Genomic DNA, 11873 nt, shown 5'->3' with positions numbered 1-11873 from the left:
GAAGTTATATGGGATTGGGGGATTGCCTTCTCTTCATTGAAAGGTATTATTTGATGTCTACCTAGCAATAGAAATCATCTGTAAGCGACTGAAGCATACAAAGTAAGAATCAGAAGTTGCTTCAGTTCTCCATCTTTTTGGACGTTATACGTACGTACTTACGCTTGATCGCCAAATCTTTTTTCAGCAGTAGAGTTCACCATCAACATCACTTCACTAACCCTCCCCCAACAGCTCCCCAACAGAAACATCCAGAGCTTTCGCAATGGCAACCACCTCATAATCCTGCACGAGTCTATATTGACCCTCCAAGCGCGATAAACTGGTTGGACTGATGTCTAAGCCGAAGGTTTGCAACCTGGCAAGGAAATCCTTTTGCTTCATTCGCTTAGCTTTTCGAATAGCTACAACTCGGGTTCCAATGATATTTTTGTCACCTGGGGGCTCTTTGCGATGCCTCATTTTGGTCTCACCTCACAATTTAACCAAATTGTATGCGAGGTAAGTGTTGTTTTAATGCGGATATCGAATTAAAATGAAATAAACCGATAAACGCATTAAAATTTCCATACATCGTCTACAGATATAGCTTTTCCGGAAGGTGGGGGTGCAATGCAACATCTGATGTGCAAATATGAGGAGGAAAAGCGTAAGCTGAATGAACTCGGACAGCAATCACTAGAGCAGGGAATTCCGTTAAGCAGCAATGAAGAGGTTCAGGCCCAGAGTCGTAAGGTTGACGAACTGATTAATCGGATGTACCAAGAAAAAAACGGACATGCAGCGTCGTTTCGTTTGAGTTTCTATCTTGGAGGGGATATGTTGAGCTTTCCTGCATGGTTTTTACAGACGATTCAAGGTCGATTGGATGAGGTGACCGCACAGATTGAACATCAATCCGAGCCTAGGCATGTTTTTGAAGAAGAGCGCAAAGCTTTTCAAGCGTTGTTTGACTCCATGGACATTGCACGTATGCCAGAGTTTGAGTACTGGGAGGATAGGCTTCAATCGAAGCAAGCCGTTCTTTATGAACGTCTATATCTACAAGGACTGAAGGATGGCATGCAGCTTGCAAATGCCTTTACTGCCCCTTCAGTTCCCTCAGACTAAGACATGTCCTGTGGCTGCCGGAAAAGCATATAAGGATCGGAACTAAAGGGGATAAACGCATACTTTATTTTCGGACTGTCCTTGCGACAGTCTTTTTGTGTATATATGTTTGGAATTTTTGTTTTTTTAGATGCTGTTCATCCAAAAAGAGGGCAGACCTCCATTCATGGTTTGAATAAAGGGATAACTTCCCATATTGTCGAATAACCATACATATTGTAAATCTATATCAGGCGAGGTTTTGCTATGTTTAAAGCGCTATTGTCTCTCTTTAAAATATCCGACACTAAGCCACCACAGGCAGTGCGTAAGGCACAAACTCCTAAGTCGAAACCGAAGGTTGCTTCCACACGAATTGGAGAGTTAGGTGAGCATAAAATCAATATTCAACTCGACCAGTTACCTAAGGAGTGTAAATCGTTAAGCGATCTATTACTCCCTAATCCCAAGTCTCGAACAGGGTATACCCAGATTGATCATATCGTTATTTCCCCGTATTGCTTATTTGTCATTGAGACGAAAAACTATAATGGAGAAATTAAAGGTGGGCGAACGGATCAACAATGGTCAGTGAGCAATCGTTACAAGATGTATAATCCGCTGAAGCAAAACTATGGACATATTAAGGCCATCGAGAGCCTGATACAAGGTATAGCTGCAGTGAAATTTATCTCTATGGTTTCATTCACGATGAGATGTCGGTTCATTATTGATCCGGAGCTTCGGAAAATCCACTCGGACGAACTGGTTGTCTATGATGTGGAACTAAGTGAGTTTATCTCTAGGAAGCTGATCAGTTTAAAAACAGTAACTCCTGAACCTTCTATCTCTCCGGCGCAAATACAAACGATTTATGAGCATTTGCTTCAGGCCAATATAACCGATGCGGAGATTCGCAAGCTTCACGTACAGAGAATAAAGCAAAAAAACTAGAAGTACCTATGAGTTACCTATCATTGTACTAAGGGAGTTAACATAAATGATCAAACAACTACGAAGCTGGTGGAAGGATACAGAGATCCCTAACCTAATCGGTCGGAAAAAGGTGGACTTTTCCATGTTTCGTGATGGCACTCATATTCCAGTTGAGTTTCATCCGGATTTTTTAGAAGCTAACCAAGGTCAACAGCCTAGTTTAGGTGAAGGGCGAAAAGTTAAGCTGGTGCATGAAGATCAGAACTATGAAGCCACATTATTTAAAATTGATCAAGTATCTGCTGGTCGGGAAGCCCTTCAACTCCGCTATAACGGAAATCAAACGTTGAAGAATTTGTTAATTGAAACCTTCTCGCATTCATATTCCTACATTATGCAAGAGAGAACGAACCAACAAGCAGATGATGCGAAGAGACCTCAGGTTGTCGTTCCTGAAGATCAAGCTGAATACATAGATTTCTTTGCCACAGGAGTTCCTTTCGAATACCGTTTAGAGTTTATAACGTTTAAGTCGAAGCCTAATGTATGGTGGGTGAATCAGGGAACGACTATTCAAGCGGAGAAGGAAGAGGGGATTCTGTGGGCGCCCCTACTGAATTCGCAAGGCCGAAAGCTATATCATTGGGAGATGATGAGGGAAGTTAAACAAGGAGATATCATCCTCCATTATTCAAATAAAGCTATTCGTTATGTAAGCCAGGTAACTGATGCTGCGGTGGAAGCACCCAAGCCAGGCTCTATGGCCAATACGAACTGGCAAGAGGATGGTCGTTTGGTTCGAACAGAGTATGTGGAACTCATTCCGCCCATTATGCTACAACAGTTTAATCAGCAAATTATGCAAGTAAACTTAACCCAAGGTCCGCTTCATTCTGGAGGCGGAGTTAATCAAGGATATTTGTTTCGCTTTTCAAGACAAGGACTTCAAGTGCTTCAATCGTTAACTGCTGAGGTCATTTGGCCTAATTTTACCATTCTAGATCAAGATGAGGCTGCCTCCAATACGGAGAACGCACATGAGGTGATCCCTATTTTACCACCGACAGATTCTACGATTATAACATTACTCCACCAAATCCAATCCCACATCCGCCGCAAAGGTTTCTTCTTCCCTAAGCACCTTATCGAGAATTTTTACCTCTCCCTAAAGACAAAGCCTTTTGTCATACTAGCGGGGATATCGGGTACAGGGAAGACTCGGTTGGTGAAGCTGTTTGCAGAGGCTTTTGGTGCAACGGGGAATAACGGCCAGTTTACCTTGATCCCAGTGCGGCCGGATTGGAGTGATCCTGCGGATCTGCTGGGATACAAGGATCTTTCGGGCAGGTTCAAACCGGGTCCGCTCACGGAAGTATTAGTAGAGGCGCGGAAGCCGGAGAATGGACATAAGCCATATTTTATCTGTATGGATGAGATGAATTTGGCGCGGGTAGAGCATTATTTCAGTGATCTGTTAAGTGTGCTGGAAACACAGGACTGGCAGGAGGGGAAGATACAGACACAGGATCTCATATCTTCTACCCTGCTGGATACACCTGAGGATCAAGTGAAGTTTGGCAGCCTGGGTATCCCGGAGAATGTGTTCTTAATCGGGACTGTGAACATGGACGAAACGACACATCCTTTTAGCAAAAAGGTACTGGATCGAGCCAATACACTAGAATTCAATTATATTAATCTGCAGCAGTATCCGGATTTCAATGTGCAGGTAGAGACCAGTGATAGCTCTGACGTTGCCGAACTGAATCATCTTTTTCTGCGTTCCGATTATTTGCAGCTAGTGGATGCCTATGATACAAACAAAGAGCTTGTTGTACGGACGACAGAGAGATTGGTTAAGATCAATGCTTTGCTTGAGGATATCCACGCTCATGTAGGTTTTCGGGTACGGGATGCGATTTGCTTCTATATGATCTATAACGAACGGTACAAGCTGATGAGTGAGGAAGAAGCGTTTGACTGGCAACTGCTGCAAAAGATACTACCACGTATTCAAGGAAGTCATTCTTCGGTTCGCCGGGTATTATTGAAATTGATGAAAGGGGCTCTTGGTACCGGATCTGGTGTGACGGTAAATATTGAAGATCTTATGGACAATGATGCTTCTCCACTCTACCTGAAATGGGCTGCTGGCCAAACTCCACCTACGGCTAAACATCCACAAAGTGCGCGTAAATTGGCTTTTATGCTTAGGAGGTTAGAGGAAGATGGATTTACCTCTTACTGGCTCTCTTAATCAGACGGTAGAATTGCTCCGTGTAGAAACGGAGCTTTTTACGCTTTTTCTTCAAGGACGGCCTTATCATCCTACGGTGGAGACCTTGCAGCTTCATCGTTCTTCTGGTCAGGAATGGGTGAGTGCGCAGCTAGGGCTTGTTTGCTCCGAACGGCTTGGTAATGTTCAGATTAAAGTCTTTTCTCCTGAAGCCCAAGGGATGGTGGACTGGCAGCCGGGGGAGTCAGTTTTTCCTTGTTTTTATGAGACACAGTCGTATGAGCTGGTGATTCAGAAGAAGACCGCTGCTAACCTATCTTTTTATCATGAAAATGTGCTGCTTCGGCAGGCGATTAAGCCCCTAGGTGAGTCTATTCTTGCGGGTGTGCTGAACTTTGGGAATGAGGTAGGTTTGACGGAGTGGGAGATCCGTAGTTCAGGACAGGCTTTGCTGCGGGTAGAGATGGAGATCTTTCCCTCTAAAATGGATTACAAGCTGGATTACCAGAATATTTTAAATGAAGTGAATGAGCAGATTTATAATTTGGCCTTTGATTTTTTGCGTAAAACCTACCAATTAACAGGCCTGCGGGAAACGCAGCATCAGAGCTTGACGGAGTTTTTCACTATACTTCAGCATGTATTTAGACAGCTTCTGGATGCCGTTGAGCGGATTAACAAGAATCCTAATTATGCTCTGCTCCAGGATCGCCGACTAGTGGACGCCAATCGGGTCAAAAAGGCAGGAAGAGAGAACATCCGCGAGCTCGCGAAGCATCCCGAACGATTAAGAGAAGACATGGACCATGGATTCCTGACCATCGGCAGCCGAAATTACACAGCTACACATTTAATCGAGACACGAAGACGCCTCGCCTATGATACTAATGAGAATCGGTTCATCCGCTGGATGCTGGAACGTATTCATGGAAAGTTGAAAGAGCTCAAGAGTCGCTGGAAGATTAAAAACCGAACCCCAGATCCATTACTAATAAAAAGGATAGACACCATGCTCACTCAACTAGAGCGGGTGCTCAAGATGGATTTTTTGCGTGAGGTTGGAGTACTGAGGCAGATGTCCGTTACACTGGTGCTGCAGATGGCCCCTGGATACCGCGAAGTCTATCGCTGTTATCTCATGCTGCTCAAAGGCTTGTCGATCCAAGGCGATCTGCTGCGCCTGTCTATGAAGGATGTCGCTCAGCTCTATGAGTACTGGTGCTTCTTGAAGCTGAATCAGCTCCTGGGGCAGAAGTATAAACTGGTGAAGCAGGATATTATTAAGGTGAATCGGAACGGTATTTTTGTTACACTTGACCGCTCGCAGAGCGCTAAGATGGTGTACGAGAATCCAGTTAACGGAGAGCAGTTCATCCTGTATTATAATGCGATTCCTAGCTCGGATAGGACCCCGACGCTCAATCAGCGTCCGGATAATGTGCTGACACTGAAGAAGAAGGATGCTGGCAAAATCAAAGAGTATAAGTATATTTTTGATGCGAAGTATCGGTTAAATCCGGCTTATGAAGGGACTTCCTATCACGGGACTTATAGACAACCTGGACCTGAAGAGGATGACATCAACACGATGCACCGCTATCGTGACGCCATAGTGTATCAGGAGAAAGGCTCGGGGGAATACGAACGAAGCATGTTCGGCGCCTATGTGTTATTTCCCTATCCGGATGAGGAGCGGTATAAGACCCACCAATTCTACAAAAGCATCGAGCTATTGAATATTGGCGCTTTGCCGTTCCTACCGAATTCTACAAGCCTGGTGGAGCAATTTTTAGATGAGATTATTCAGGATAGTCCGGAAAAGGCTTATGAACGCTCGACTCGTCCACGCGGTACGAAAGAATACTATGCCAACCAACTCGCGGGTAAAAATGTTCTTGTCGGCTCTGTTCGTGGCCCCAAACAAGTGGAGGTGGCCAGGCAGCATTCTTTTTACCATGTACCTGTGGAGAACCTTGCAAGCCAGAAGATAATAACCCAAATTGAATACGTAGCGATGTGCCAATCGAGAAGGAAATTCTTCGATCCTGCAAAGACAGGGATTCATTGGGTGGGTAAAGTGATAGATTGGGAAGTGGTGAAACGGAAGGAAATAAAGGAGATTGTCCCTGAACCTCATAAGGAAGAGAAAGATTATGTTAGATTCACTGTCGAGGAATGGATACCTTTAAAGCCTCACATTGCTTTAGGGGGACAGGGGATAAATACAGTCCTTTACACAAGCAAATATGTCCTAGACCGAGCGCTGGAAATCGCGGAGCTTCGCTTAGAAACGGAGGAAGACCTTCGTGAATGGCGTGAGAAGCGCCGAAAGGGCAGAGTGAAGGTGAAGGTGGATCATGAGCAGTTTGTGGATTTAGGTAAGGTTGTTGAAGTTCGGAATATTTAAAGTTAGTGAACATGAAGTAAGGTTATTGTCCTGCCATTTATCAAGCATCCCGCTGGATAATGGCAGGATTTTTAAATTGGGCAAATACAAAACATCCTGTTAATAGACGGTACTTGGAATGAACATGTTATGATAACAGTTATATAGAAAGAGATCACATGGAAAAGCTTATAGATGCACTGGATGTACTAGTTGTTTTGTATAGATTCTGAAAGTCTTGAAGTACATAATTATGAAATCATTGAATTATAGCGCTGAGACTCTCCCCTTCTCTCCCACACATATATCCACCCCGCAACTCAAGTATCGCCGCTTTTACGGATTGTGATCTTTCACCCTTTTCCCACCATCCCACAATTATCAAAACATTTGTTAATGGTTTGGGCTTTTCTACGTATTAACTTATGTAAGTTTCTTCACAACAAATTGCGCAATTTGTTTAGCTTTTCGATGAAGGTGAGGTGGAAGGAGGGTGAAGATGGAAGTTATCCAGGGTACTGCGGACCGTTACAAGAATATCGAAAGATCACGTGGTGCCATGATGTCAAAAGAGGAATTTACCCGGATGTACGATACGTACTACAAACGTGTTTACAAATATATTAGTTATCGTATTAATAACCATCACGTGTCAGAGGACATTTGCAGTCAGGTATTTGAGACGGTGATGTGTAAGTATTACAGCTTTTCAGAAGAAAAATCGAATTTTGAGGTTTGGCTGTTTGCCATTGTAAGGAACGCTGTGACGGATTACTTCCGGGGGCAGAAGAAAAGAAGCTACACCTCACTAGATTCTTTGCTGGAGCTCATATTTCCCAAGCCGTCTCCGGAGGAACTGGCGATTCGTGAGGATAATAATCAAGCACTGTTTAAGGCGCTCTCCAAGCTACGTGAGAAGGAACGTAATATCATTGCAATGAAATATGGGGCTGGGCTGAAAAATTCCGAAGTCGCACAGATCATGGGAGTCAGTGAGTCCAATATTGGTGTTGTATTGCATAGAAGTCTGAAGAAACTGCATATTTCCTTAAAAGCAGGAGGATTCAACCATGAATAAGAAAAATGATGATCTCACAAAATTCAGCAAAACCATAGAGCTGCTTGAGAATGTCGAACAGGATAACACTGCCGCCAAAGAAAGAATTTATAACCGTTTAGTATACAAGTTGGACCATGGAGCTCTTGAACTCAAATCAGAGAAAAAGGACGGGATAACGATGAAAAAAAGTAGCTGGAGAAATGCAATAGTGATTGGTAGTGCAGTAATTTGTCTAGGTGGAGCATTCTCTGCAACCTCCTATGCACAGGATATGTTCCAATCGATCATGGCAAAGTTTGAAGTGGGAAATCTCGAAATCACGCAATACGATAAGGAAATCCCTTCGGCTGCACAGTCGATGACTCCATCTGAAGAGACCAAAGGCGGGGAGAATGTTGCCATTGAATTGCCGGTTGCAGCCAAGTTGACCCTGGATGAAGCACGTGCGGAGCTTGGAATGAACTTCCCGGCACCAACCTGGATGGCAGACTATGAGTTTGTGAATGTTGTTCTTCAGGGGACCAGCATGGTTGAAGTGCAGTATAACTCCGGGGATAAAGCTGTTAATTTCCTAATCTCCAAGGGCGGAGACAACGGGATCAGCACTACGGAAGAAGTGAAGACAGAAGTAATCAACGGGACTAAGGTTTATTTTGCGAATGGAATTGTGATTTGGGAAAAAGATGGCTTTACCGTTGAACTGTATGCCCAAGAAGACTTTGACCAAGCTACACTTGGGAAGATCATCGACAGTTTTAGCATCGGTGCTCCTGTAAAGTCCTTAGGAACTGAAGAAGTGAAAGAGAATTTGCAGAAGAATGAAGGGGTAGTTGCAGCTCCAGCTTCGGTTCCGGTTGTAGATTCAAAATAAGATGGTCTACTCAGGGTAGAGATGCCCATAGATACACATAAAGAAGACGCTAGGGGATTACCCTGAGCGTCTTCTTTATATCGTTTTCGTTTTCAGTTTTTCTAAAAGATCTTTCCACCAGTGAATAGATTGCTCTAGTTGAGAAACGTAGTAGCTTTCCATGAAATCTACGACTTCACGAGTGGAGCTAACTACATCTATTTGATGGTAAATTTGATTTAATTGATCTTTTCTTATCAGTGACTGTTCAATTTTCTTCTCGATAATAGGGATCACTTTATCAGTCTCTACAAAACGAAGATTCACAAGAGCGACAATCATCTCTGAAATAGATTCTGCATTTTCTATTACCTTATAAATTTTGAGCGGGAGTTCTTTACGCCCTTTATCAGTAATGGAAAACACCTGTTTGTCTGGGCGATGTTCTTCTTTGATAATCTCTACCTGTTCAACTAAGCCCTGTTTCGAAAGAGATTCAAAGTGATAATATAGCTTGCTTTCAGATAGATTGAGCAATTTATCAAAAGGAATAGGGGTGGATAGTTCTTTTTTTAATTTATAAGGATAATTATTTTCATCCATTAACTTACTTAAGATATAAATTTGAATTGACATCACAGAACCCACTCCTAATTGTTGGCTAAACTCTATCTTACCAAACCTAGGCGGTTATTTCAGCTGTATTTTTAACTTCAACGGGCAGTATAGTTTCTTTAGTCACAGGTACAGGTTTATGAACAAACCGGACGATTACAATGTTAATCATCATAGCCCCGGCAAATACGCCTGCTAATCCCCATAAGAAGGGGGCTGGACTAATAGAACCAAACATTTGTGCCAAATAAGCTTGCACAGAATAATACATTGGGGTGATGCGGCCGAACCAATCGTATGGTGTATACATCATATCACGAGGCATGGTAGCACCATTGGCGATGGTTTGCATGAGCAGGATTGGAATATTTAAGACCATACCGCCTTCGCCAACTAGGAAGACCATAATCGCACATACGTTAAATGCAGCCATATACATTAGAATTTGCTGAGCAGCAACTGGTAACAGTAAGGATAGGTCTACATCTGCAATAGAGAATGCAATGGCTAAAGCAACGACTGTTGATAATATAGCGATTAATAAAGCTGTTAATTGAACGAACATAAACAGTTTTGTCTTGCTTGCTTTCCCGCGGTTCGCTTTAAAAGAAGCAACTAATTGCATGGAGGCAATCATTGCCCCAACATAACCAGCCATAGTTAAGAACATAGGTAGCATGTTGTTATGCATGCCGTCTGGAACATCATTGATGACAACATAATTCCCGACATAACTATTTTCAATTTGTGTAGCCATTGCGGTAGCTTGTTCTTCTGGTACGTTAAAGTTCATTAACACACCTTTTGCGGTTTGCTCTGAGAAGTTCGCGCTTAATTGTTTGTTAATCTCTCCTACAACGGAAGACATGGCTGAAGATACCATGGTGGCAGAGGCTTCGTTGACTGTGAAATCAATACTTGCGGATACCTTACCGCTTTGAACGTTGGCGGAAAATTCTTCTGGAATATGGACAACTAGAGCTAACTTATTATGCTCTAATTCATCCATCGCCTTTTTATTCGATACATCGGTTTTTATCGTTTTGAATGGTAAGCTCTCCGAGAACTGACTTGAAATCTGAGCCCCATATTTACCTGCATCATCGTTGACAATAGCAATTTTTAAATCATCCATGTTCCCTGGAAGTGCTGTATACCCTGGTAAGAAAATACCTAGCATAGCAATGGCATAGAACACACCCATAAAAATAGAACCAATGGCCCCTTTGGACTTCAAAAACTGTGAAAACTTCAACTGTATACCTTCTTTCTTCTCAATAACACTTTTATTTTAGTACTCTAATTAAAGTACTTTTAACTGAGTGGTGTTTATAGTACGATAATTCATTATAAATGTCAAATTTAAGATACAATGGATAAGTAGTGAATGAATCATCATTCGGGTTGTTACATTGATATATAGTGGATGTGTTAATGTATTGATTAAAAGTGAATAACTGAAGGGACTTCGGACATGAACAAGGTTATTGTAATTGGTGCAGGGATATTAGGGGCTTCAGCAGCTTATCAGTTAAGCAAGTTAGGTGCTGAAGTCATCATTATAGATCGTAAAGATGTTGGACAAGCAACAGATGCAGCAGCAGGGATTATTTGTCCATGGTTGTCTCAACGCAGAAACAAAGCATGGTATCGTCTTGCTAAGGCGGGAGCAAGCTTTTATCCGGCACTTATTCAAGAGTTGGAAGAGGCTGGAGAAACCGAGACTGGATACGCAAAAGTTGGAGCGATATGTATTCATGAGGATTTGAAAAAGTTACTCGCGATGAAAGAAAGAGCGGAGCTTCGTAGAGAGGACGCCCCTGAAATAGGTGAGCTTACGATGCTGACGGATCTTGAAGCACAAGAGAAGTTTCCATTATTATCGGAAGGTTATCATGCGCTTCATGTATCGGGTGCAGCAAGAGTGGATGGACGTGAATTACGTGATGCTTTGCTAAGGGCGGCACAGCGTAATGGTGCGCAAATGATTGAGGGAGATGCTATTCTAGAGCATGCTGATCATGAAATTAAAGGGGTTAGCGTAGGAGAACAGACATTCACAGCGGATGAGGTGATTGTGTGTGCAGGGGCTTGGTCTAACGCTTTGCTTCATCCGCTTGGGATCATGCTTCAGGTGCGTTATCAGAAGGCTCAAATTATGCACTTGAAGCTTGCTCAACAAGCGAGTACAGAGCAATGGCCTGTCGTAATGCCGCCTACAGATCAATATATCCTTGCATTTGCGGATCAAAATATCGTAGTAGGTGCTACTCACGAAAATGATGTCGTAGGTTATGATACCTCTGTAACCGCAGGTGGAATGCAAGAAATTTTAAATAAAGGTCTTCAAACGGCTTCCGGTCTTGCAGATTGCAGCCTAAATGAAATAAGAGTAGGGTTCCGTCCATTTACAGCAGATTTTCTTCCCGTGTTGGGCAGGGTTCAAGGATGGAATAAACTAATTGTTGCTAATGGACTAGGGTCATCCGGATTAACGATGGGACCCTTTCTTGGTGAACAGCTAGCCAAGCTAGCCATGGATCAACAGGTAGATATTCCGCTTGAAGACTATGCATTAGAGCATGCGATAAATTGATTAGAACGAGCACGTATGGAGGGAAAGTCCAAACATTCACCGGAGTCACGAACTTACCTTAATAGAAAAATCTTAAGTTCAACTAGTATAGCGAAGGTTTTTTTT

10 protein-coding genes are annotated in these 11873 nt (G+C 42.9%); 7 read left to right on the top strand and 3 right to left on the bottom strand.

Annotated elements, in window-relative coordinates:
- Positions 1-216 precede the first annotated feature (216 nt).
- A complete protein-coding gene (locus tag MKX60_RS00485; protein WP_076185152.1) occupies positions 217-462 on the bottom strand; it encodes a helix-turn-helix domain-containing protein in 246 nt (81 codons plus the stop codon).
- A 150-nt stretch (positions 463-612) separates the two neighbouring features.
- Between MKX60_RS00485 and MKX60_RS00480 the strand changes: the two genes are divergently transcribed.
- The 6 genes from MKX60_RS00480 (at position 613) to MKX60_RS00455 (ending at position 8578) form a co-directional block, all read left to right on the top strand.
- Complete coding sequence (locus tag MKX60_RS00480) at positions 613-1110, top strand: hypothetical protein (RefSeq protein WP_076300254.1); 498 nt, start codon at positions 613-615, stop codon at positions 1108-1110.
- Between the two features lie 246 nt (positions 1111-1356).
- Positions 1357-2043, top strand: a complete 687-nt coding sequence (locus MKX60_RS00475; RefSeq protein WP_076300255.1) for a nuclease-related domain-containing protein — start codon at positions 1357-1359, stop codon at positions 2041-2043.
- A 46-nt stretch (positions 2044-2089) separates the two neighbouring features.
- The gene (locus MKX60_RS00470; protein ID WP_341058834.1) at positions 2090-4282 is read left to right on the top strand and encodes an McrB family protein; all 2193 of its coding nucleotides are present in this window, start codon (positions 2090-2092) and stop codon (positions 4280-4282) included.
- Positions 4254-6668, top strand: a complete 2415-nt coding sequence (locus MKX60_RS00465) for a restriction endonuclease-like protein (protein WP_341058832.1) — start codon at positions 4254-4256, stop codon at positions 6666-6668. Before MKX60_RS00470 ends, MKX60_RS00465 begins: the two co-directional genes overlap by 29 nt.
- Positions 6669-7146: 478 nt before the next feature.
- Positions 7147-7725 (top strand): sigma-70 family RNA polymerase sigma factor, encoded by a 579-nt coding sequence (locus MKX60_RS00460; protein ID WP_052404147.1) that lies wholly within the window; start codon positions 7147-7149, stop codon positions 7723-7725.
- Positions 7718-8578: a hypothetical protein gene (locus MKX60_RS00455; protein WP_341058831.1), complete on the top strand. Its 861-nt coding sequence runs from the start codon at positions 7718-7720 to the stop codon at positions 8576-8578. The genes MKX60_RS00460 and MKX60_RS00455 overlap by 8 nt, the downstream gene beginning before the upstream one ends.
- Before the next feature lie 75 nt (positions 8579-8653).
- On the opposite strand, the gene MKX60_RS00450 is transcribed toward MKX60_RS00455, so the two are convergent.
- Together MKX60_RS00450 and MKX60_RS00445 are read right to left on the bottom strand one after the other, a co-directional pair.
- On the bottom strand, positions 8654-9193 hold the full coding sequence (locus MKX60_RS00450; protein ID WP_283910204.1) for a PadR family transcriptional regulator: 540 nt from the start codon (positions 9191-9193) through the stop codon (positions 8654-8656).
- Between the two features lie 46 nt (positions 9194-9239).
- Positions 9240-10427 carry a YhgE/Pip domain-containing protein gene (locus tag MKX60_RS00445; protein WP_076286102.1) on the bottom strand — a complete coding sequence of 396 codons (1188 nt, stop codon included), beginning with the start codon at positions 10425-10427 and terminating at the stop codon, positions 9240-9242.
- A gap of 219 nt (positions 10428-10646) precedes the next feature.
- Between MKX60_RS00445 and MKX60_RS00440 the strand changes: the two genes are divergently transcribed.
- Positions 10647-11768, top strand: a complete 1122-nt coding sequence (locus MKX60_RS00440; RefSeq protein ID WP_076286103.1) for an NAD(P)/FAD-dependent oxidoreductase — start codon at positions 10647-10649, stop codon at positions 11766-11768.
- The last annotated feature ends 105 nt before the right edge of the window (positions 11769-11873 follow it).

The organism is Paenibacillus sp. FSL R5-0914 (assembly GCF_038004525.1).
Classification (GTDB): domain Bacteria; phylum Bacillota; class Bacilli; order Paenibacillales; family Paenibacillaceae; genus Paenibacillus_AQ.
The sequence above is the reverse complement of the archived record's forward strand: the minus strand, read 5'-3'. Positions and strand labels throughout refer to the sequence as shown.